Source organism: Type-F symbiont of Plautia stali (assembly GCF_059731105.1).
This window is the reverse complement of sequence record NZ_AP035909.1, coordinates 3602176-3625522: the sequence shown is the minus strand read 5'-3', so window position 1 is coordinate 3625522 and position 23347 is coordinate 3602176. Positions and strand designations below refer to the sequence as shown.

General features: G+C 56.6%; 19 protein-coding genes and 3 tRNA genes. 16 read left to right on the top strand and 6 right to left on the bottom strand.

The features are described 5' to 3' along the window. Positions 1-43: 43 nt before the first annotated feature. Together yhcN and argR are read right to left on the bottom strand one after the other, a co-directional pair. Positions 44-307, bottom strand: a complete 264-nt coding sequence (yhcN, locus tag AC6I7A_RS17210) for a peroxide/acid stress response protein YhcN (protein WP_058956518.1) — start codon at positions 305-307, stop codon at positions 44-46. A 508-nt stretch (positions 308-815) separates the two neighbouring features. Beyond that, positions 816-1286, bottom strand: coding sequence for a transcriptional regulator ArgR (gene argR, locus AC6I7A_RS17205; RefSeq protein ID WP_009087485.1), 471 nt, complete (start codon positions 1284-1286; stop codon positions 816-818). Between the two features lie 428 nt (positions 1287-1714). On the opposite strand from argR, the gene mdh reads away from it, so the two are divergent. Further along, entirely contained in the window at positions 1715-2653 is a 939-nt protein-coding gene (gene mdh, locus AC6I7A_RS17200; RefSeq protein ID WP_009087483.1) for a malate dehydrogenase, read from the top strand. Positions 2654-2942: 289 nt separating this feature from the next. On the opposite strand, the gene mscM is transcribed toward mdh, so the two are convergent. From mscM to rsgA, 3 genes are all read right to left on the bottom strand, one after another. Next, positions 2943-6275: a miniconductance mechanosensitive channel MscM gene (gene mscM, locus AC6I7A_RS17195; RefSeq protein ID WP_046102617.1), complete on the bottom strand. Its 3333-nt coding sequence runs from the start codon at positions 6273-6275 to the stop codon at positions 2943-2945. A gap of 14 nt (positions 6276-6289) precedes the next feature. Then, positions 6290-7189, bottom strand: coding sequence for an archaetidylserine decarboxylase (gene asd / locus AC6I7A_RS17190; protein WP_009087480.1), 900 nt, complete (start codon positions 7187-7189; stop codon positions 6290-6292). 170 nt (positions 7190-7359) lie between these two features. Beyond that, positions 7360-8409 (bottom strand): small ribosomal subunit biogenesis GTPase RsgA, encoded by a 1050-nt coding sequence (rsgA, locus tag AC6I7A_RS17185; protein ID WP_009087478.1) that lies wholly within the window; start codon positions 8407-8409, stop codon positions 7360-7362. 101 nt (positions 8410-8510) lie between these two features. Between rsgA and orn the strand changes: the two genes are divergently transcribed. The 4 genes from orn to AC6I7A_RS17165 all read left to right on the top strand — a co-directional run bounded on the left by orn (position 8511) and on the right by AC6I7A_RS17165 (position 9490). Beyond that, complete coding sequence (orn, locus tag AC6I7A_RS17180) at positions 8511-9059, top strand: oligoribonuclease (protein ID WP_009087476.1); 549 nt, start codon at positions 8511-8513, stop codon at positions 9057-9059. 154 nt (positions 9060-9213) lie between these two features. After that, positions 9214-9289 (top strand) — tRNA-Gly (locus AC6I7A_RS17175). A gap of 24 nt (positions 9290-9313) precedes the next feature. Continuing rightward, a tRNA-Gly gene (locus AC6I7A_RS17170) sits at positions 9314-9389 on the top strand. A gap of 25 nt (positions 9390-9414) precedes the next feature. After that, a tRNA-Gly gene (locus tag AC6I7A_RS17165) sits at positions 9415-9490 on the top strand. Positions 9491-9840: 350 nt separating this feature from the next. Here AC6I7A_RS17165 and queG read toward each other — a convergent pair. Beyond that, positions 9841-10980 carry a tRNA epoxyqueuosine(34) reductase QueG gene (queG, locus tag AC6I7A_RS17160; protein WP_046102615.1) on the bottom strand — a complete coding sequence of 380 codons (1140 nt, stop codon included), beginning with the start codon at positions 10978-10980 and terminating at the stop codon, positions 9841-9843. Here queG and nnr point away from each other — a divergent pair. From nnr to AC6I7A_RS17105, 11 genes are all read left to right on the top strand, one after another. After that, positions 10979-12499: a bifunctional ADP-dependent NAD(P)H-hydrate dehydratase/NAD(P)H-hydrate epimerase gene (gene nnr, locus AC6I7A_RS17155; protein WP_072215457.1), complete on the top strand. Its 1521-nt coding sequence runs from the start codon at positions 10979-10981 to the stop codon at positions 12497-12499. The two genes, queG and nnr, sit on opposite strands and share 2 nt — an antisense overlap. Beyond that, entirely contained in the window at positions 12496-12972 is a 477-nt protein-coding gene (tsaE, locus tag AC6I7A_RS17150; RefSeq protein ID WP_009087471.1) for a tRNA (adenosine(37)-N6)-threonylcarbamoyltransferase complex ATPase subunit type 1 TsaE, read from the top strand. The genes nnr and tsaE overlap by 4 nt, the downstream gene beginning before the upstream one ends. Next, entirely contained in the window at positions 12969-14630 is a 1662-nt protein-coding gene (gene amiB / locus AC6I7A_RS17145; protein ID WP_058956517.1) for an N-acetylmuramoyl-L-alanine amidase AmiB, read from the top strand. Before tsaE ends, amiB begins: the two co-directional genes overlap by 4 nt. Positions 14631-14678: 48 nt before the next feature. Then, positions 14679-16535 carry a DNA mismatch repair endonuclease MutL gene (gene mutL / locus AC6I7A_RS17140; protein ID WP_058956516.1) on the top strand — a complete coding sequence of 619 codons (1857 nt, stop codon included), beginning with the start codon at positions 14679-14681 and terminating at the stop codon, positions 16533-16535. Further along, positions 16528-17478 carry a tRNA (adenosine(37)-N6)-dimethylallyltransferase MiaA gene (gene miaA, locus AC6I7A_RS17135; protein WP_046102612.1) on the top strand — a complete coding sequence of 317 codons (951 nt, stop codon included), beginning with the start codon at positions 16528-16530 and terminating at the stop codon, positions 17476-17478. Before mutL ends, miaA begins: the two co-directional genes overlap by 8 nt. A 104-nt stretch (positions 17479-17582) precedes the next feature. Then, positions 17583-17894 carry an RNA chaperone Hfq gene (hfq, locus tag AC6I7A_RS17130; RefSeq protein ID WP_009087468.1) on the top strand — a complete coding sequence of 104 codons (312 nt, stop codon included), beginning with the start codon at positions 17583-17585 and terminating at the stop codon, positions 17892-17894. Between the two features lie 73 nt (positions 17895-17967). Continuing rightward, positions 17968-19248, top strand: a complete 1281-nt coding sequence (hflX, locus tag AC6I7A_RS17125) for a ribosome rescue GTPase HflX (RefSeq protein WP_046102611.1) — start codon at positions 17968-17970, stop codon at positions 19246-19248. A 92-nt stretch (positions 19249-19340) separates the two neighbouring features. Beyond that, positions 19341-20579, top strand: coding sequence for an FtsH protease activity modulator HflK (gene hflK, locus AC6I7A_RS17120; protein WP_009087466.1), 1239 nt, complete (start codon positions 19341-19343; stop codon positions 20577-20579). 3 nt (positions 20580-20582) lie between these two features. Further along, complete coding sequence (gene hflC / locus AC6I7A_RS17115) at positions 20583-21587, top strand: protease modulator HflC (protein ID WP_009087465.1); 1005 nt, start codon at positions 20583-20585, stop codon at positions 21585-21587. Between the two features lie 56 nt (positions 21588-21643). After that, a complete protein-coding gene (locus AC6I7A_RS17110; RefSeq protein ID WP_009087464.1) occupies positions 21644-21844 on the top strand; it encodes a DUF2065 domain-containing protein in 201 nt (66 codons plus the stop codon). Between the two features lie 166 nt (positions 21845-22010). Then, positions 22011-23309: an adenylosuccinate synthase gene (locus AC6I7A_RS17105; RefSeq protein WP_009087463.1), complete on the top strand. Its 1299-nt coding sequence runs from the start codon at positions 22011-22013 to the stop codon at positions 23307-23309. The last annotated feature ends 38 nt before the right edge of the window (positions 23310-23347 follow it).

Below are 23347 nucleotides of genomic sequence, written 5' to 3'. Positions count from 1 at the left end.
TCCGGCACGCGGCTTATCGCGTCAGACGGAGTGAGGCGACGCCTTAGTTATAGAGCGCGGCGGTCGCGTGGTAATTGCCGTTGTTGTAAGCCTCGATGACGCGATAGGCTTTTGCGCCCTGCTGATCGGCTTTGTCGCTCAGTTTCTGTCGGATATCCATCGGTGAGCCTGCTACGCCGCTGACACTGATGGTGCCGACAGCCTGCAGATCCTGTGCCTGAGAGGCGCTGATAGATTCTGCTGCCACAGCACCGAATGACAGGGCAGAGAGTACGCTAAGAGCAGCGATGGTAGTTTTTACGTTCATGAAATTTTCCTCGTCGTCTGTTTTTATCTTTTTAGTTAGTGTGATTTGCATCACGAAAAGAAGTATAGGACTAATAACGTCAGAAATTAATACCGCGCTAATAATGTTTTTTTGTGATTCTTTATCCTTATGGCTAATTTTAATAACCGGACGTTATAAAAACAGGGTGAAAAATGAGCTTTGCGCGTTTTTTAGCAGCAGAAACAAGGGGATAAATGACTTTAACGTTTCGTGCGAAAGAAGATGGTATATCGGGCTGGTGTTTGATCTGGATCCGGGCAATGCGGCCGGGTTAGTGATGTAAAGCAGTGTAAAATAGCGCAAAAGGTGAAGCAGACGACACTATCTGACCATCAGCCTGCTGCCTGAAAACGGGGGCAAGCCTCGCAGAACGGCAGTCACGAGAGGAGCGCGTAACGGGAAGAGGAGAAGCGCAAACCGCAGAGAAAGCGCGGGCAGAGAGATGAACTGACGACCAGGCGCAGGATGGCCGGCCGCCAGTCCGCGATCAGAGTTCCTGTTCAAACAGGTTTAGGATCGCGCTGTGCAGTTGCTTGACCGTGAAATCACGCGCACGGGTAATAAAGATGGTGTCATCCCCGGCAATGGTGCCAAGAATTCCTTCCGACTTTCCTAATGAATCCAGCAGGCGTGCAATCAGCTGTGCTGCGCCCGGACTGGTGTGAATGACCACCAGCGCATCGTTGTAGTCGATATCCAGCACCAGGTTTTTTAACGGGCTGGTGGTCGTCGGCACACCTAACTCTGCAGGCAGGCAATAGACCATTTCCATTTTGGCATTACGGGTGCGCACTGCGCCAAACTTGGTCAGCATCCGCGAGACTTTGGACTGGTTGATATTTTCAAAGCCCTCATCCTGAAGCGCCTGAACAATTTCGCCCTGGGAACTGAATTTTTCTTCTTTTAATAAGGCCTTGAAAGCCTTGATCAGATCGTCTTGTTTCGATGGGTTTCGCATAGGTTACCAATAAATAGAAAGAATAACCGCGCATCCGCCCGCGGCAGAGTGGTGATTATGCATTTAAATGCATTTTTATGCAATCGGTCGATTGATGAGCAGGGTTCGGGCGGCTAGCGGGCGGCGATAATAGCAAATAAATCCCTTCAGACCAAAACCCCTGTCACAGCCCCGAAAGGCGAAGGTTGCAAAGTTGTTATACTATTGGTGGTGTAGTAACAGAAAACGAACATAGCCGTTCTCTGTCTGACGACGGCACGGTTGTCGGTCATTCAGGCGACATGATAAGTAACTTTTGAATCCGGCGATTAAGTGTGAAAACACGTAGAATTAACAGCGGATTATCATTATCGCCTGAGCAGTTGATTAAGGTCTGACACAGATAGAATTTCGGCCCATCTCTGCCCCACCTTAATAAGGAGTCAAGAATGAAAGTTGCCGTTCTCGGTGCCGCTGGCGGCATAGGCCAGGCGCTCGCACTTCTGCTCAAAACCCAGCTTCCGGCAGGTTCAGCACTCTCACTGTATGACATCGCCCCGGTGACACCGGGTGTTGCCGTTGATCTCAGCCATATTCCCACTGCCGTCACTATTGAAGGGTTCAGCGGAGAAGACGCGACGCCAGCCCTGAAAGGTGCCGACGTGGTCCTGATTTCAGCAGGTGTCGCACGCAAACCCGGTATGGATCGTGCGGACCTGTTTAATGTTAACGCCGGTATCGTCCGTAACCTGATAGAACAGGTGGCGGCAACCGCGCCAAAAGCCCTGATCGGGGTGATCACTAACCCCGTCAACACCACCGTTGCTATCGCGGCGGAAGTGCTGAAAAAGCATGGCGTCTACGATAAGAACCGTCTGTTTGGCGTCACCACGCTGGATATCATTCGCGCCAATACTTTTGTCGCGGCGCTGAAAGGCAAGCAGCCTGACCAGGTTGAAGTACCGGTGATTGGCGGCCACTCTGGCGTGACCATTCTGCCGCTGCTCTCTCAGGTCAAAGGGGTGAGCTTCAGCGATCAGGAGGTGGCGGATCTGACCAAACGTATTCAGAACGCCGGCACCGAGGTCGTGGAAGCCAAAGCCGGTGGCGGTTCGGCCACGCTGTCGATGGGGCAGGCAGCTGCGCGTTTCGGGCTGTCACTGGTACGCGCGCTGAATGGCGAAGCGAACGTGGTGGAGTGTGCCTATGTGGAAGGCGAGGGCGAACATGCGCGCTTCTTCTCACAGCCGCTGCTGCTGGGTAAAAACGGGATTGCTGAACGCAAGCCGATCGGCACACTCAGTGCGTATGAGCAGCAGGCGCTGTCAGGCATGCTGGAAACCCTGAAGAAAGATATCGAACAGGGAGAGGCGTTCGTTAAGCAGTAGCAGACGTCGCTGACTGAAAACGCCCGGCTTTCGTCGGGCGTTTTGTTTGTGACAAATTCGGGTTCATCTGGCTGTGAGAGTGTGCCTGCGCGGGGAACACGGTCAGATCGGAAAGACGCAAAAGCCGTCATCCATGACACGCTCGGCCCGCACCATCCCTGGTGCGGGACGCTTTCCTCTTCTGACCGTGTTCCCCTCGCTTCAGGTTTATTCGTCGCGGTTAAATTCACCCTGCGCACACTTTATCAGCTTAACTTCACATTTCCCCGACCCTGCCAGGCATGCTCTCTTACAGGCCACCCGATTTATAGGCACGGGCCGCCGGTGTCCCGTTACTGGCAGGCAGCTTCTTACCCAGGGTCTCCATGCGCATCTGGAAAGGCGGGAACGGCATCTCAATACCGTGCTGCTCAAATCCGCGCAGGATGAGCTGATGCAGCTCGTGACGCAGGGGCATACGATGTCCCATCTCAGCGGCATGCACCCGGAGTTCAAACAGCTGAATCCCCTGCTGCAAATCGACCAGGAAGGCTTCCGGCTGCGGTGTATCCAGCACATAACTGCAGCGTTCCGCCGCCTGCGTCAGGATGGTGGTGACCTGTTCGCTGCTCACTTTGGCCGGGGCCGGGATGGTAAGCACCACACGCGTAACGGAATCGGAGAGCGACCAGTTAATAAACTGTTCGGTGATAAAGGCCTTATTCGGCACGATAATCTCTTTGCGGTCCCAGTCGGTAATGGTGGTGGCACGGGTGTTGATCCGCGTAATGCTGCCGGTCAGGTCGCGAATCGTCACGGTGTCGCCAATACGAATCGGTTTTTCAAACAGAATGATCAGGCCTGAGATAAAGTTGGCAAAAATCTCCTGCAAACCAAACCCCAGTCCCACACCTAATGCGGCAACCAGCCACTGCAGCTTCGACCACTCGATGCCGATCATGGAGAAACCAATCAGTCCGCCAATCAGCAGCAGCAGATATTTAGTCAGTGTGGTGATGGCGTAGCCGGTGCCCGGCGTCAGATTAAGATGCTGTAACAGCGCCAGCTCAAGCAGAGCTGGCATGTTGCGCACCAGCTGAGTCGTGATGATAAACACCAGAATAGCAATCAGCACCGACCCCAGGGTAATCGGCTGAATCGACTCCACGCCCTGCACGGAGGTACTGACATCCCACAGCTGGATATTCTCCAGGAAGCCGAAGGCCGAGTGAATTTCCGACCACAGGACAATCACCGAGACCAGGGCGATCAATGTCAGAAGGGAGCGCACCAGCCGCAGCGACTGCGCACTGATCGCATCCAGGTCGATCACCGGCTCCTCGACTTCAATCGCGTCGGTGTTCTGGGTGCCTTGCTCTTTCTCTTCTTCACTGCGCGCCCGGTTCGCCAGCATATCGGCACGGCGCTGACGGGCGCGATCAAAGCCCAGACGCCGCCGCTGAATCAGCATCCAGCGGCGGATGATGTGATAGATGACCAGCAGCAGGAACCAGATAGCGACTGAGGTTTCCAGACGGGCCAGCAGCGCCTGCGCGGTCGCCAGATACCCTACGGCAGAGGCGAGGGCTGCCATCAGCGGCATGGCGATCATCATGTTCCAGAGCATCCGGTTCACTATGTTATCGCCGTTTCCCTCTTTATCGAGATAGAGCGGGATGCCGGAACGCTTCAGGCTGACGGTGACGATGCTGATGGCCCCGCAGATTAGGATGAAACAGAGGCGGCCCAGCGATGCTGAGAACTTCCGGTCTTCAAGATTACCAAACGCGATAAGCAACATGATCAGCGGCACAATCAGCCCGATACTCAGCGAGTAGTAGCGCATGGCGCGCGCGACCCGGTTCTGCGGCCAGCGGAAATGGACGATGAATAGTCCGTTGGGGCGGGCAAAGGCGGCGCTGATCATGAATGCCCACAGCAGCGGCAGCGTGGCGGTAATGCCATCACCAATCGCCACTGCGATAGGGTAGGGCCAGGCGTTCTGCAGGCCATACCCCAGCGTACCCCACAACACCGGCAGCGGCAGCGCCACCAGAATCGACCAGAACACGGTGCGGATGGTCAGACGAAAGCGATCCTGTGTCACTTTGCCGACTTTGCTGGCAGAACGATCCAGAAAAGCATTGAAGTGGCGGCGCGAACTGATACTGAAGCCAACCAGCAGCAGCGCACCAATAATTGGCAGCACCGTGTTGCGACTGGTAAACATCATTGCTATCGCTTTCCCAAGCTGACCCAGCGTATCCAGCGACAGCAGTCGGGAAAGATCTCTCGCCAGGTCCAGCGGATAGCTCAGCCCAATCGGGCTGACGTCGGCGGTCCAGAAGAGATAGCGGTGCGTCGCATCTTTGACTTCACTGAGCGCATCCTGAAGCTGAGTATTGCCGACCTTCAGCTTGGTGATCTCCAGAATCAGCGTGTCACAGCCGGAGATCAGCGAATTGAGCAGTTCACGCTGGGTGCGGAGTTGCGCATCGAGGATACGCTTCTGCTCGGCGGTAAAGGGCTGACCATTGGCCTGATGCCCCTTACGCAGGGTTTCCTGCTGCGCCATCAGATCTTCGTAGTAGAGACGCTGCACGCGAAGTTGCGCCATCTCGCTGTCAATCTGCTGGGACTTTGGCATCTCGGGCAGTCGCGCAACCTGTGCCCGCAGCGCTTCACCCAGCAGGTTAGAGGCACCCAGCCACTGCGACTGCTCACGCAGCGTCGAGAGAGCCTGACGAACCTGAATGATCTGGTTAGTGGCGAGACGCTGTTGCGACGCGACCAGATCCATCCGCTGCGCCTGCTGATTCAGAGCGACAGAGAGTTCACGGTTAACCCGGAACTGATCGCTGATGTCCTGCGGCAAATCACCGCTGTTTTCTGCCAGCTGCTCGGTGCGGGCCAGCGCAACTTCGGCTTCGCGTTGCCGCTGGTCATTGAGTTGATTGCGCAGCGCCTGCAGGTAGTTATCCAGCTGCGTTGCTTTACGCTGATGGGCTTCCGCCCGCATCCGCGCCAGTTCCTGACGGTTATTGGCAGAGAGTTGTGCCAGGTCAAGCTCATCGACGAGTGCTTTATTCGCCGCATTTTCCGCCTGGCGAGCCGCCAGCTGAAGCTGCCCCTGCGGTGAGCTGCTGTTGCTGGCACTCTGCAGACGACGCTCACTCTCCGTCATCGCCCGGCGGGCATCCGTCTGCTGCTGCGGCAGTTGCGACAGCGAATCACTGATTTCCCGCGCCCGATCCTGCTCCTGGCGCGCCTGCCGCCCCTCTTCCAGAAGCTGACTGCTGACCTGCAGGATCTCCTGATCCAGTTCGGCGCTGCTCATATTACTGCGCACTGTTTTTCCGCTGTCGCTGAGCGTGGCGATCTGCTGACGCAACTCCCGCGCCAGACGCGGAAAATCATCAATGACCTGCTGATACTGCGCTGCGCGCTCCAGGGAGTCATCACGTTCAGAGAGGAAATTCAGGGCGGCTTCAATCGACTGGATCTGCTCTGCCTGCGCGGGCGAGCTTTTGGCCGATTTTATCTCTTCCAGCTGCTGTTTGAGCTGGCTGGCGTCAGGAAGGCTGGCCGCAAAGGCCGGGCTGCTGAGCCAGAGGCTCAGCAGCAGAAGGAGAATCGAACGCACGGAGGACACTCAATTTAGTCGACGATGACGTCGGAGAGGTCTGTCGCGACCGGCAGCGCCAGGGCCAGCGGTTGTCCCAGACGGGTTTTACTTTCCGCTTCCAGGCTTTCAGCCAGTTTAACGCGGCCCGGTGCGAACAGGTTGATGACGGTAGAGCCGAGTTTGAAGCGACCCATCTCCTGACCTTTCAGCAGGACCACGGCGCCTTCATCATCCGCTGCCGGATAGTGCCAGCGCTTAATTACGCCTTCACGCGGTGGCGTAATCGTGCCTGCCCAGACGGTTTCGATACTGCCAACAATGGTGGCGCCCACCAGGATCTGCACCATCGGCCCGATATCGGTTTCAAAGTAGCAGATGACGCGTTCGTTACGGGCGAACAGATTCGGGATGTTACGCGCGGTCAGCGGATTGACCGAGTAGAGATCGCCAGGCACATAGATCATCTCACGCAGGATACCGTTGCACGGCATATGAACGCGGTGATAATCACGCGGGGCCAGATAGGTCGTGACGAATTCGCCCTCCACAAACCGGGCCGCCATTCGCTCATCACCCGCCAGCAGTGCTTCAAGCGAGTAGTGATGACCTTTGGCCTGGAAAATCTGGTCACCGTCGATGTGGCCGAGCTGGCTGATAGCGCCATCTGCGGGCAGGGCGATCAGGCTGGCGTCAGCATCCACCGGACGCGCATCCTCTTTCAGCGGACGCACGAAAAAGTCATTAAACGTCCGATAGCTGGCGGTGTCGGGCTTTCGTGCTTCCGCCATGTCGACTTTGTAAAACCAGACAAAGATGTCAATGACCAGTTTGGTCAACCAACCACCGCGGCGACTGGCGCCCCAACCGGCGAGTTCAGTCAGCCATTTCTTCGGGAGAATATGATTCAAGCCGAGTTTTAAACGATCAAACACCTTAGCCTCCTGGCTATTTTATGACGTTGAAAAAAAGGAAGCGGATTGTAGCAGTGCCCCGTTCTGATGGCGACTATACCTGATTCCGCGCATGCTGCACGGTCTGGGTCGCCTAATCGAAGGCACCTCGCAAAATCTTCTGGTCAGACCGGATCACGCGGTTATACCGGTTAACTCTCACCGTCAGGGAAATTTTTACGCGTTTTTACCTGCGCCATGCTCTCCAGGATACGGTGGTAGTTGTCGAAACGGGAGCGATGAATTTTACCGGCTTCCACCGCTTCGCGAATCGCACAGCCCGGGTCGCTGCCATGTTTGCAGTCGCGGAATTTGCATGCACCCAGGAAGGCGCGAAATTCGACAAATCCGCGGGTAATCTGTTCCGGCTCCAGGTGCCATAAGCCGAACTCGCGCACGCCGGGTGAGTCGATAACATCCCCGCCGTGCGGGAAGTGATAGAGCCGTGAGGCGGTGGTGGTGTGCTGACCTAAGCCGGAGCCGTCTGACACCTCGTTGGTCAGAATCGCGAGCTGCTCTTCTTTGTCGAAGCCGAGCAGGGCGTTCAGCAGGCTCGACTTGCCGACGCCGGACTGACCGGCAAAGATACTGACGCGATCGGTTAAGGCGGCTTCGAGATCGTCCAGGCCATTTTTCGCCCGGCTGGAGACCATCACTACGCGATAGCCAATCGCACGGTAGATATCCATCTGCTCATCGACCACGGCGCGTGCGCGCTCATCCAGCAGATCGGTTTTGTTGAGGACCAGTAGCGGCTCGATCTCCAGGGTCTCGCTGGCCACCAGATAGCGATCGATGATGTTAAGCGACAGCTCCGGCAGGATCGCAGAGACAATAATGATCTGATCGATGTTGGCCGCCATCGGCTTCACACCGTCATAAAAATCGGGACGGGTCAGCACGCTGGTGCGTTCATGCACCGCTTCCACAATCCCTTTGCCGCCGCTGGTTGCCGGACGCCACAGCACCCGATCGCCGGTCACCAGCGAACGGATCGTGCGGCGGATATTGCAGCGGTGGGCAACGCCTGCGCTATCCTCAACGTCAGCGTGCATGCCGAAACGGCTGACAACAACCCCATCTGCGGCTTCCCCAAACAGGTTGTCGTCCGCTTCCGGGCGCTCTTTACGCTGATTGAGACGGCGATCGTGGTTAGCGCTTACGCGGCGTTGTTGGCCCTTCGACAGTTTATTTTTACTCACTCACCCTCACAGCATTAGCCAGATTTCGCCCGGCTGGGCAAAACGTCTATGATACACCTTATTCATCGTGAATGACGACTATAGCAACCGCAGGAAACAGCATGGCTACTGGAAATGAACAGAACCTGATCTGGATTGATCTTGAGATGACCGGGCTTGATCCGGCTCACGACCGTATTATTGAGATTGCGACCCTGGTGACTGATGCCAACCTGAACATTCTGGCGGAAGGGCCGGTTATCGCGGTTCATCAGTCTGACGCGCAGCTGGCGCTGATGGATGAGTGGAATGTCCGCACCCATACCAACAGCGGTCTGGTTGAGCGGGTGAAGGCGAGCACGATTGACGATCGCGCGGCGGAGCTGGCTACCCTGGAATTTCTGAAGCAGTGGGTGCCGGCGAACACCTCGCCTATCTGCGGCAACAGCATCGGGCAGGATCGGCGCTTCCTGTTTAAGTACATGCCTGAGCTGGAGGCGTACTTCCACTATCGCTATCTGGATGTCAGCACCCTGAAAGAGCTGGCCCGCCGCTGGAAACCCTCTATCCTGCCAGGCTTCAAAAAAGGCGGCACACACCAGGCGCTGGATGATATCCGCGAGTCAGTGGCGGAGCTCGCTTACTACCGCGAACACTTTTTGCAGCTTTAATCCGCGAAGGGTGCGCATGAAATCGCCAGGTTGCCGATTTAATCGGCAAACGCGCTGAAAACGAAAAATTCTGCTTTCAGACGCTTGCAGCAGCAACGATTTCTCGTATAATGCGCACCCCGTACCGGTGAAGAATTTAGTGTCGGTACAAGGCGCGGGAATAGCTCAGTTGGTAGAGCACGACCTTGCCAAGGTCGGGGTCGCGAGTTCGAGTCTCGTTTCCCGCTCCAGTTTTAATCAGCAGTACCCTCTTTGCGGGAATAGCTCAGTTGGTAGAGCACGACCTTGCCAAGGTCGGGGTCGCGAGTTCGAGTCTCGTTTCCCGCTCCAGTTTTGTTTAGCAGTGCCCTTCTATGCGGGAATAGCTCAGTTGGTAGAGCACGACCTTGCCAAGGTCGGGGTCGCGAGTTCGAGTCTCGTTTCCCGCTCCAGATTTAACATCAACCTCATTGTGATCAGTTATCCGACGGTTTATCGTCGTCTGATTTTGATTGTCAGCCTAAGGTTATCCACAGCACGGCACCCCATCGTCTGCGCCTTTTACGGCGATCTGTAAAATGTTTCTGAACAGAGTTATCCACAGCTTTATCTTTAAAACGAAGCGGTAGACTCATTATTAAATAAACACAACTTTTTCTTAAGTTGTTGATATTTATGATTATGAGGATATTTCAATTTGTTATTCCAGCGTGAAACGCCCGTTATTGCAGTTGAATGACAACAGCTTTTTATTTTTATTCACAGCGTGTGGAAAACGATAAACTGCCGGCTGGCTGGTTAATCACGCATCACGGGGTAAACCTTTTTCAACGGCACGCACCAGACGTTTCTGCTGAGCAGGCTGCACGTCCACGACGAGTTGCTGGCGTTTCTGCTGCTGACAGGCGACCGCCCACAGAATATGTTCATCCAGCAGTTCACTCTCTCCGAGCCGCTGTTCCAGTACTGGCACAATATCCGCTGACCAGGGCGCATTACCCAGCGCCACCGCAATATTACGCAGCCAGCGCAAATGACCAATCCGTCGAATTGCCGAGCCTTCGGTGATACGCAAAAATTTCGCCTCATCCCACTGAAACAGATCGATAAGCTCCGGTGCATGCAGGGCCGCGCGGGGAGAGAAGTCACTTTCATCGCTGAGTTGCCCGTAACGATTCCACGGACAGATCAACTGGCAGTCATCACAGCCATAAATCCGGTTGCCCATCAGCGGGCGAAACGCTTCCGGGATCGCTCCTTCCAGCTCGATAGTGAGATAGGAAATACAGCGGCGGGCATCCACGACGTAAGGCTCAACGATAGCGCTGGTCGGGCAGATGGTCATGCAGGCGACACAGCGGCCACACTGCTCCTGCTGCGGCGTATCAATCGGCAGGGGTATATCGATCAGCAGCTCGCCAAGGAAAAACCACGAGCCAGCTTCACGATTCAGAATCAGCGAATGTTTGCCGGTCCAGCCCAGTCCTGCTTTAGCTGCCAGCGGTCGCTCAAGCAGCGGGGCCGAGTCCACAAAGGGCCGGAAGTTAAGCTCGCTGCAATGCTGCTGGATCATTTCTCCGAGCTTTTTCAGGCGATTGCGCAATACTTTGTGGTAATCGCGGCCTAATGCATAACGGCTGACATAGCCCAGTCGGGGATTTTTCAGCGTGCTGGCAAAGGCGGCTTTGGCCGGAAGGTAGTTCATGCGAACGCTGATGACGCGCAGCGTGCCGGGAAGCAGTTCATGCGGACGCGCCCGCATCATGCCATGTCGCGCCATCCACTCCATCTCGCCATGATACTGCTTCTCCAGCCACGCCTGCAGGCGCGGCTCTTCCGCACTGAGATCGGTATCGGTGATGCCGACCTGCTGAAAGCCGAGATCTAATCCCCACTGTTTAATCTGTTGTGCGAACTGATGAAGATCGAGAGGGTATGACATGAGTGACCAGGATTCTAAGAGAAACGACCGCAGTTTACCATATTCTGTCTGGCCTGCGCAGGCGGTGGCGCAGCTTGAGCAGCAGGGAGCCGATGCCCTTGGCATTACCCTCTATGAACTGATGCTGCGCGCCGGGCAGGCCGCCTATGAGCATCTGAACCGGCACTGGCCTGACGCCCGCCACTGGCTGATTTTGTGCGGCCACGGTAACAATGGCGGGGATGGCTATGTGCTGGCCCGACTGGGACAGGCCGCGGGTAAAACCATCACGCTGCTGGCGTGTGACAGTGAAAAAGCGTTACCGGAAGAGGCGCAGCGCGCCCGGGACGCCTGGCTGGATGCGGGCGGCGAGATCCATGCGGCTGGTGCGGCCTGGCCAGAGCAGGTGGATGTGATTGTCGATGCGCTGCTGGGCACCGGCACACAGCGCGCGCCTGCGGAACCCTATGCCACGCTGATTCAGCAGGCAAACGCCCACGCGGCACCGATCCTCGCCATCGACATGCCGTCCGGCTTATCCGCGCGAAACGGCACGACGCCCGGTGAGGTGATTAACGCCACGCATACCCTGAGCGTCGTGGCGCTGAAGCCAGGCCAGCTTACCGGCAAAGCCCGCGACGTTATCGGCACGCTCTATTATGCCGACCTTGGCCTGACGACGTTTCTCGCGGGAGAAACTGCGCCGATGGCGCGTTATGATGCCAGTGCACTGACCCGCTGGCTCAAGCCGCGCAAACCCACCTCGCATAAAGGCAACCATGGCCGTCTGCTGGTCGTCGGAGGCGATGCCGGAACGGCCGGGGCAGTGCGCATGACGGCTGAGGCCGCGTTGCGCACCGGCAGTGGGTTGGTGCGAGTACTCACTCACAAAGATAACATTATCCCGATCCTGACAGCCCGCCCCGAAGTGATGGTCGATGAACTGGCCGATGAACGCCTGAAAGAGGCGCTGGAGTGGGCCGATGTCATCGCGGTCGGGCCTGGTTTAGGACAGCGCGAGTGGGGTAAGCAGGCGCTGAAAGCAGTGGCAGGCAGTGAAAAGCCGATGCTTTGGGACGCAGATGCACTCAACCTGCTGGCAATCAGTGCGGAGAAACGTCAGAATCGCATCATTACGCCGCATCCTGGCGAAGCGGCACGTTTGCTGAATATCGAGACCAGTGAAATTGAGAGTGACCGCTTACATGCAGCGCAGAGACTGGCGCAGCAATATGGTGGCGTAGTGGTACTGAAAGGTGCCGGTACGATTATTGCCAGCGAGCAGGGCGAAATGGCCTTTGCTGATGTGGGCAATGCCGGTATGGCCTCCGGCGGTATGGGCGACCTGTTGAGTGGCATCATTGCCTCGCTGATGGGTCAGCAACTGCCGCTGTTCGGGGCGGCCTGCGCTGGCTGTGTGGCGCATGGTGCCGCAGCCGATGCGGTGGCGGCACAACGCGGCACGCGCGGTATGCTGGCAACAGATTTACTGGATCTACTGTGGCAGTTTGTTAATCCTGAGATGAATAAAGAAGCATGAAGACCTGTGTTATCTCTTTGCCCGATGAGGCGGCTACGCTCAGTTTGGGCGCTCAGCTGGCGCGCGCCTGTGGAAGCGCGGCAGTGATTTATCTCTATGGCGATCTGGGGGCGGGTAAAACCACCTTCAGCCGCGGCTTTCTTCAGGCGCTTGGCCATCAGGGCAACGTTAAAAGCCCCACTTACACGCTGGTGGAGCCTTATGCGCTGGGTGATCGCACCCTTTATCATTTTGACCTCTACCGCCTGGCCGATCCCGAAGAGCTGGAGTTCATGGGGATCCGCGACTATTTCAGCGGCGAGGCAATCTGTCTGGTCGAATGGCCGCAGCAGGGCGCAGGTTTTCTGCCGTCGCCCGATGTCACACTGACGCTGCGCTATGTGGGTGAGGCGCGGGAAGCGGAGCTGACGGCACAATCCGCAGCCGGACAGCAATGGATTGAACACGTTGACCAGGGCAGGGATCAGGCATGATGTCACGGATGAAAATCGCGCTGGTGACACTGCTGCTGCTGGTCTGTACGCCGCTGTTTGCCGCCACGTTGTCCGATATTAAAGTGGCTAACGGCGACAGCCAGGCCACCATTACCCTGAACTTTGCCGGACAGCCTGTTTACGGCTTCTTCCCGCTGCGCAATCCCGATCGTGTGGTGCTTGATGTGCGCCAGAGCGGCGTGGTTCAGGGGCTGCCGCTGAACTTTAGCGGGGAAAATATCGTAAAGCGGATTCGGACCAGTACCCCGAAAGATAAACAGAGCGTGCGGCTGGTGTTTGAGCTGACGCAGGCGGGGAAAACCCGTGCGGTTACCCAGCGCAATGGCAACAGCTACAGCGTGGTCTTCACGATTACCGGTAAAGCGCCGGCGGTGACGCGCAGTGCACCCGCTCCGGTGACAGCCCCGTCGCGAGCGCCCGTCCAGAGTGCCGCTGCCAATCCGTTTAACGCCAATCCGGTTACCTCAGTGAGCAGTTCTGCCAGCACGGTACGCCCTGGCGCGACGGTCAGCCACAACGACACGGTGATTGTGGCGATTGACGCCGGGCATGGCGGTCAGGATCCGGGCGCCATCGGACAGCGCGGGCTGCAGGAGAAGAACGTCACTATCGCGATTGCGCGTAAACTGCGGGTGCTGCTGAACAACGATCCGATGTTTAAAGGCGTTCTGACCCGCGATGGTGACTATTTTATCTCGGTGATGGGCCGTTCTGACGTGGCGCGTAAAGCCAATGCGAACGTGCTGGTGTCAATCCATGCGGATGCGGCACCGAGCCACGCAGCCACCGGTGCATCGGTCTGGGTCTTATCCAACCGCCGTGCCAATAACGAGATGGCTAACTGGCTGGAGCAGAAAGAGAAACAGTCTGAGCTGCTGGGCGGCGCAGGCGACCTGCTGGCTAACAGCCAGGCGGATCCCTACCTCAGCCAGGCGGTGCTGGACCTGCAGTTTGGTCACTCGCAGCGCGTCGGGTATGACATCGCGCAGAAAGTGTTGCAGCAGCTGCGCGGCGTCACCTCGCTGCATAAACGGCTGCCTGAACATGCCAGCCTGGGCGTGCTGCGTTCACCTGACATTCCTTCTCTGCTGGTGGAAACCGGCTTCATCAGTAATTCCTCGGAGGAGCGACTGCTTGGCAGTAGCGCACACCAGGATAAGATTGCGCAGTCGATCTACAAAGGTCTGCGCACTTATTTCCTGGCGCACCCGCTGCAATCCATCCCAAAGGAGGAAAACCGGCCGCTGGGCTCGTCGCCGGCGGTTAGCGTCGCCAGCAACCCGGCGACCGGGGTGACGCAATATACCGGGGCAACGCAGCGTCATACGGTGACGCGCGGTGAGACGCTTTCCGGTATTGCCGCGAAGTATGGCGTCAGTATGGCGACGCTGCGTGAGCTGAATACGCTGAAGCGGGATGTGGTCTGGGTCGGACAGCGGCTGAAGGTGCCCGCCACTGCCACGGCCAGCCGCACGACCCGCGCCCGGGGTGTTGTGCGGCACAAAGTGGTCGTCGGGGATTCCCTGACCGGTATCGCCGCACACTATGGCGTCAGTCCAAAAGCGATAATGCAGACCAATAATCTGAAGTCGACCAACGTAATGTTGGGGCAGAACCTGAAAATCCCTGCATCCTGATTGTTCGCCCGGCTACGCGCCGGGCTGTCAGCCAAAAGGATATCCACCATGCCGATACAAATTTTACCGCCTCAGCTGGCAAACCAGATTGCGGCGGGGGAAGTGGTTGAGCGTCCTGCATCGGTTGTAAAAGAGCTGGTGGAAAACAGCCTTGATGCTGGCGCAACGCGCATTGACGTTGATATTGAAAAAGGGGGCGCAAAGCTTATCCGCATCCGTGACAACGGCTGCGGCATCGTGAAAAGCGAACTCTCAATGGCGCTCGCCCGGCACGCCACCAGTAAAATTGCCTCGCTGGATGACCTGGAGGCGATCATGAGTCTGGGGTTCCGGGGCGAAGCGCTGGCCAGTATCAGTTCGGTCTCCCGCCTGACCTTAACCTCGCGTACTGCCGATCAGACCGAAGCCTGGCAGGCTTATGCCGAAGGGCGTGAGATGGCGGTGACGGTCAAGCCGGCTGCGCACCCCTGCGGCACCACGCTGGAAGTGCTGGACCTGTTTTATAACACCCCCGCGCGGCGCAGATTCATGCGCACCGAGAAAACCGAATTTGGTCACATTGACGAGGTGATTCGTCGTATTGCGCTGGCGCGGTTTGATGTCGCCTTTTCGCTCAGCCACAACGGCAAAATGATGCGTCAGTATCGGGCCGTCAGCGAGGAGAGTCAGCGCGAACGGCGGCTGGCCGCCATCTGCGGCACCACCTTTATGCAGCATGCGCTGCGCATCGACTGGCAACATGACGATCTTTCGCTGCGCGGCTGGGTCGCCGATCCCGCCGGGTCGCGTCAGGTCAGCGAGCTGCAATATTGCTACGTCAATGGCCGCATGATGCGTGACAGGCTGATCAACCACGCTATCCGCCAGGCTTTTCAGGACCAGCTGCAGGATGAGCAGCAACCCGCTTACGTGCTCTATCTGGAGATCGATCCGCATCAGGTGGATGTCAACGTCCATCCGGCCAAACACGAAGTACGGTTTCATCAGTCACGTCTGGTGCATGACTTTATTTATCAGGGCGTGGTCAGCGCGCTTCAGGCGGTTGCCGCACCAGCATTGCCCGCGCTGAAAGCAGAAGAACCGGCCCCACGCTGGCAGCCGGAGAATCGTCAGGCCGCCGGGGGCAACCATTTTGCCCAGCCTGCGACCTCCGCCAGTGAGAAGCGACCGGCCGCGCCCGCCCGTGAGCCAGCCCCCGCATGGCAAAACAAAGAGAACGTCTATCGTCAGCGTGAAGGCGCGGTTTATCAGCAGCTGCTGAAAACGCCTGCCGCCAGTGCGGCGGCGCCTGAAGCCCGCGAACCGGCTGCGCGGCGTCAGCCGGAGAAAGCCACGCCGCTGGCGGCCCATGCGCAGAGTTTTGGCCGGGTGCTGACCGTCCTGCAGAACCACTATGCGCTGCTGGAACAGGACCAGAAACTGTTCCTGATGGCGCTGCCTGTCGCGGCGCGCTGGCTGAAGCAGGCGCAGCTCGAACCGGGCGAAGAGGGGCTTAAACCACAGCCCCTTCTGATTCCGGTGCGCCTGAAAATGGCGCGGGAGGAGTGTCAGGCCGCCAAAGAAAACAGCAGTCTGCTCAGTCAGATGGGTATCGATCTGCAGCCTGACGGTGACCACGTGACCCTGCGTGCGGTGCCTTTACCGTTACGAACACAAAATTTACAAATCTTGATTCCTGAACTGTTAGGCTATCTCGCCCGGCAGCAGGAGAACTCTGCGACGCAGCTGGCCCAGTGGCTGGCACGGCGTCAGGATGCAGCGTCCTCCGACTGGAATCACTCACAGGCGATCAACCTGCTGGCAGAGCTCGAACGGCTCTGCCCACAGCTACTGAAATCGCCACCTTCAGGCTTGTTACAGCCCTTAGAGATTGAGAGCGCGATTAACGCGTTGAAGCATGAGTGAACTGAACCAGGCTGGCCGGCCAAAGGCGATTTTTTTGATGGGACCCACTGCATCGGGTAAAACCGCATTAGCCATTGAACTGCGCAGGCAGTTACCGGTGGAACTAATCAGCGTCGATTCTGCCTTAATCTATCGTCAGATGGATATTGGTACGGCAAAACCGTCGGCTGAGGAGTTAGCAGTGGCCCCCCATCGTCTGCTCGACATCCGCGATCCCGCAGAAGCCTATTCGGCTGCGGAGTTCCGGCGCGATGCTTTAGCAGAAATGGCGGATATCGTTCAGGCTGGACGAATTCCGTTGCTTGTTGGTGGAACCATGCTCTACTTCAAGGCGTTACTTGAAGGATTGTCGCCGTTGCCCTCGGCCGATCCTGACGTTCGTCAGCAGATAGAGCAAACGGCGCGTGAAAAAGGCTGGGAAGCTTTGCACCGCCAGCTGTGTGAGATCGACCCGGTTGCTGGTAGTCGTATTCATCCGAATGATCCGCAGAGACTTTCGCGAGCACTGGAAGTTTTTTTTATTTCGGGTAAAACTTTAACGGAACTGACAAAAACCTCCGGTGAAGCGTTACCCTACGACGTGCATCAGTTTGCCATCGCCCCCGCGAGCCGTGAACTGCTGCACCAGCGCATCGCGTTACGTTTTGAGCAGATGTTGGCGTCAGGATTTGAAGCGGAGGCTCGGGCCCTGTTTGCACGAGGTGATTTGCATACGGACATGCCTTCCATTCGTTGTGTTGGCTATCGTCAGATGTGGTCTTATTTATCAGGCGAAATCGATTACAGCGAGATGGTTTATCGGGGAATTTGCGCAACCCGGCAGCTCGCTAAGAGACAGATGACCTGGTTACGTGGCTGGGAAAACGTTCACTGGCTTGACAGTGACGAGCCCCGGCTGGCGCGTGATACGGTGTTACAGGTTCTTAGTGCGAAGCATGGGTGATTGTGTACAATTGATGAGTTATCGTGCGCAAATTTTTACGCAGTTTTTTTCAGAACCATAGGTTCTACGAGCAACAAACAACAAGCATATAAGGAAAAGATAGAATGGCTAAGGGGCAATCATTACAAGACCCGTTTTTGAACGCACTGCGTCGTGAACGTGTTCCGGTTTCGATTTATCTGGTTAACGGTATTAAGCTGCAGGGTCAGATTGAGTCATTTGATCAGTTCGTCATTTTGTTGAAAAACACGGTAAGTCAGATGGTTTATAAACACGCCATTTCTACCGTTGTTCCTTCACGCCCGGTTTCTCACCATAGCAATAATACCGGTGGCGGCAGCAATAATTACCATCATGGTGGCAGCAACACATCTGCACAGCCACAGCCACAACAAGACGGTGATAACGCAGAGTAACGCGTTGCCGTACAGCCAGGATCGGAGAACAGTGGTTTTCCGTCCTGGTCTTTTATTTTAGCGAGGTTATAGCTTGTTTGACCGTTATGATGCCGGTGAGCAGGCCGTACTGGTACACATCTGGTTCTCCCAAGACAAAGAAGTAGAAGATCTGCAGGAGTTCGAAACCCTGGTCTCTTCTGCTGGCGTTGAGGCGCTGCAAGTGGTAACTGGCAGCCGTAAAGCGCCACACCCCAAGTATTTTGTCGGTGAAGGAAAAGCCGTTGAAATTGCCGATGCGGTAAAAACAACAGGAGCATCGGTCGTCTTATTCGATCATGCCCTTACGCCCGCTCAGGAAAGAAACCTCGAGCGCCTGTGCGAATGCCGGGTCATTGATCGCACCGGTTTAATTCTGGATATCTTTGCCCAACGGGCACGCACCCACGAAGGTAAATTGCAGGTCGAGCTGGCACAGCTTCGCCATCTCGCCACACGTCTGGTGCGCGGCTGGACCCACCTTGAACGCCAGAAGGGCGGGATTGGTTTGCGGGGTCCGGGTGAAACCCAGTTAGAAACAGACCGCCGTCTGTTACGCGGACGCATCAGCCAGATTCTGTCTCGCCTTGAGCGGGTTGAAAAGCAGCGCGAACAGGGGCGTCAGTCACGTGCCAAAGCGGATGTGCCGACCGTTTCGCTGGTGGGGTATACCAACGCCGGCAAATCGACCCTCTTTAATGCCATGACCTCGGCCAACGTCTTTGCCGCAGACCAGCTGTTTGCGACGCTCGACCCTACGCTGCGCCGTCTGAATGTGGCTGATGTCGGGGAAGTCGTGCTGGCGGACACGGTCGGGTTTATTCGCCATCTTCCTCACGACCTGGTTGCCGCGTTTAAAGCCACGCTGCAGGAGACACGCCAGGCGACGCTGCTGCTGCACGTGGTTGATGGCGCCGATCTTCGCGTCACCGATAATATGGCCGCCGTCGATGCCGTCCTCGAAGAGATTGAGGCGGATGAGATCCCGACGTTACTGGTTATGAATAAAATCGATATGCTCGACGGATTTGAGCCGCGTATCGATCGCAACGAAGAGAATCTGCCGATTCGTGTCTGGCTCTCTGCCCAGACCGGTGCAGGCCTTCCGTTGCTCTGGCAGGCGCTCTCTGAGCGGCTGTCCGGGGAGATTGCTCAGCATGCATTACGTCTGCCACCGGAAGCGGGGCGACTTCGCAGTCGCTTCTATCAGTTGCAGGCGATTGAGAAAGAGTGGAATGAAGAAGACGGCAGTGTAGGATTGCAGATACGTATGCCCATTATTGAATGGATGCGTTTATGTAAGCAGGAACCGTCGCTGACCAGTTACATTGTTTGATATTGCCAAAACGCATTTACCTTAACATTCGACGATTGTCGCATCCGAAAAATGAAGGGTAAAAACCGTAATTACAATAAATGGAGTAGAACATGGCGTGGAATCAGCCCGGAAATAACGGACAGGACCGCGACCCGTGGGGAAGCAGCAATAATCAAGGCGGCAACTCTGGGGGGAATAAGGGAGGACGGGAATCCGGGCCTCCTGATCTGGATGATATCTTCCGTAAACTGAGCAAGAAGCTTGGCGGACTGGGCGGTGGCAAACAGAGCGATAACGGTCAGCGCGGCTCCGGCAGCGGTGGCAAACTGGCTGGCATCGTCGCGGTAGCGGCGGTCGTCATCTGGGCTGCAAGCGGTTTCTACACCATCAAAGAAGCGGAACGGGGCGTGGTCACGCGTTTCGGTAAGTTCAGTCACCTGGTCGAACCGGGTCTGAACTGGAAGCCGACCTTCATCGATCAGGTTCGTGCGGTCAACGTCGAGTCGGTGCGTGAACTGGCGGCGTCTGGCGTCATGCTGACCTCCGACGAAAACGTGGTGCGCGTAGAGATGAACGTGCAGTACCGCGTGACCGATCCGGAACGCTATCTTTATGCGGTCACCAGCGCCGACGACAGCCTGCGTCAGGCGACTGATAGCGCGCTGCGTGGCGTAATTGGTCGTTCCACCATGGATCGCATCCTCACCGAAGGCCGTACCGTGGTGCGTAGCGATACCCAGCGTGAAATTGACGAGACGATTCGCCCGTACAACATGGGCATCGCGGTACTGGACGTCAACTTCCAGGCGGCCCGTCCGCCAGAAGAGGTGAAATCTGCGTTTGATGACGCTATTGCCGCACGTGAAAACCGCGAGCAGTACGTCCGTGAAGCGGAAGCTTACGCTAACGAAGTTCAGCCTCGTGCGAATGGCCAGGCGCAACGTATTCTGGAAGAGGCGCGCGCTTACAAAGAGCGAACCGTTCTGGAAGCGCAGGGTGAAGTGGCGCGTTTCGCCAAGATTCTGCCGGAGTATAAAGCGGCGCCAGAGATCACCAAGGAGCGTCTCTATATTGAGACCATGGAACGCGTACTGAGCCATACCCGCAAAGTTCTGGTTAACGATCGCGGTAATAATCTGATGATGCTGCCGCTGGACCAGCTGATGCGTGGCGGTCAGGCTGCATCCGGCCAGCACGGTCAGAAGGGCGGAACCAGCTCGTCACTGCCTGCGCTCTCCGATCGCAATGCCAGCCGCAATGACACGTCGTCATACAGTCCGGACAACATCATGGATCAGCGCCGGGCGAATGCTCAGCGCAGCGACAGCCAGCGCGAAGGGAGAGAGTAATCGATGCGTAAGCCAATAATATTTTTAATTATCGTCGTGCTGGTGGCGCTCTATGCGTCGCTGTTTGTGGTGCAGGAAGGCGAGCGCGGCATCGTGCTGCGCTTCGGTAAAGTTCTGCGCGACGGCGAAAACAAGCCGCAGGTGTTTGAGCCGGGTCTGCATTTCAAGATCCCATTCCTGGAAACGGTTAAGACGCTGGATGCACGTATCCAGACCATGGACAATCAGGCCGATCGCTTCGTCACCAAAGAGAAGAAAGATCTGATCGTGGACTCCTACATCAAGTGGCGTATCAGCGACTTCAGTCGTTACTACCTGGCCACCGGTGGCGGGGATGTTTCTCAGGCGGAAGTGCTGCTGAAACGTAAATTCAGTGACCGCCTGCGTTCTGAAATGGGCCGTCTGGATGTGAAAGATATCGTTACGGATTCCCGCGGTCGCCTGACCACGGACGTGCGTGACGCGCTGAACACCGGTTCTGTCGGCAGCGATGATGAAGTGGCGACGCCAGCGGCGGATGACGCGATTGCCAGCGCAGCGGCCCGTGTTGAGCGTGAAACCAACAGCAATGAGCCCGCTCCGAATCCGAACAGTATGGCCGCGTTAGGTATTCAGGTCGTTGATGTGCGCATCAAGCAGATCAACCTGCCGACCGAAGTGTCTGATGCGATCTTCAACCGTATGCGCGCTGAGCGTGAAGCGGTTGCACGCAGCCAGCGTTCACAGGGTCAGGAAGAGGCGGAAAAACTGCGCGCCCAGGCGGACTATCAGGTCACGCGTACACTGGCCGAAGCGCAGCGTGAAGCACTGATCACCCGCGGTGATGGTGATGCGGAAACGGCCCGGTTGTTTGCCGATGCGTTCAGCAAAGATCCTGACTTCTACGCCTTTATTCGTAGCCTGCGCGCTTACGAAAACAGCTTCAGCGAAAATCAGGACGTGATGGTGTTAAGCCCGGATAGCGACTTCTTCCGATATATGAAGGCGCCCTCTAACGCGACACGCTAAGAACTGATATAACCTACAGGCCGACAATGTTGTCGGCCTTTTTTTTGGGTATCAGAATGAAAACAAGCATCTGGATGGCACTGGCGCTGGTGTTAGTGCTCGAAGGGTTGGGGCCGATGTTTATGCCACGCCTCTGGCGACGCATGATCCTGTCGATGACCCGCTTACCGGATCGTCTGCTGCACCGTTTCGGTGGTGGACTGGTGGTGGCAGGCATGGTCATCTACTGCATGCTGAGTCTGCACGGCAACGTCTGAAACCGTGGCTGAAACCGGCTAAATTGTGCCTTTTTGCGCCAGAATCCCCAACATGTTGTAGTGATCAAAACTCAGGCAAAAAAGCGCGCAATCGTATGCTAAAAGTGCTGAAAACAGCGGGATCAGATGGTAGAATCCTTTTTTAAGCAATCGGTGATTTTGAGAAATGGGTAAGAACGTCGTCGTACTGGGCACCCAATGGGGTGACGAAGGTAAAGGTAAGATTGTAGACCTTCTGACTGAACGCGCGAATTACGTTGTGCGTTATCAAGGCGGCCACAATGCGGGCCACACGCTTGTCATCAACGGTGAAAAAACCGTCCTCCACCTGATCCCTTCTGGCATTCTGCGCGATAACGTGACCAGCATCATTGGTAACGGTGTTGTGCTCTCTCCTGAAGCCTTAATGAAGGAGATGAAAGGTCTGGAAGCGCGCGGGATTCCGGTACGTGAACGTCTGCTGATTTCTGAAGCCTGTCCGCTGATCCTGCAATATCATGTTGCGATGGACATGGCGCGTGAACGTGCGCGCGGTGCCAAAGCGATTGGTACCACCGGCCGTGGCATCGGACCGGCTTATGAAGATAAAGTGGCGCGTCGCGCACTGCGCGTCAGCGACCTGTTCAACAAAGAAACCTTTGCTGCCAAGCTGAAGGAAGTGGTCGATTTCTACAACTTCCAGCTGGTGGAGTACTACAAAGAGCCCGCCGTCGATTTCGACAAAGTGCTGAGCGATGTGATGGAAGTCGCTGACATCCTGACCGGCATGGTGGTTGACGTCTCTGAACTGCTGGACAGCGCGCGTAAGCGTGGCGATCTGATCATGTTTGAAGGCGCGCAGGGTACCCTGCTGGATATCGACCACGGGACCTATCCTTACGTGACCTCGTCCAACACCACCGCAGGTGGCGTGGCGACCGGTTCAGGTATCGGTCCGCGTTATGTCGACTACGTGCTGGGTATTGTGAAAGCGTACTCCACCCGCGTAGGTGCAGGCCCGTTCCCGACCGAGCTGTTCGATGAAACCGGTGAGTTCCTGTGTGCACAGGGCAACGAGTTTGGTGCGACCACCGGACGTCGTCGTCGTACCGGCTGGCTGGATGCGGTGGCCGTTCGCCGTGCAGTTCAGATCAACTCCCTGTCAGGTTTCTGCATGACCAAGCTGGACGTGCTGGATGGCCTGAAAGAGGTGAAAATCTGTGTCGCTTACCGTATGCCGGATGGCCGCGAAGTGACCTCTACGCCGCTGGCAGCAGAGAACTGGGAAGGCATTGAGCCGATCTACGAAACGCTGCCAGGCTGGAGCGAGACAACGTTTGGCGTTAAGACGCTGGAAGGTTTACCTCAGGCGGCGCGTGATTACATCAAGCGCGTTGAAGAGGTAACGGGTGTGCCGATTGATATTATTTCAACCGGTCCCGATCGCAGTGAAACAATGATTCTGCGCGATCCGTTCGACGCATAATGATTGAGGCCGGACGCTGTCCGGCCCTTGTTTTTCCA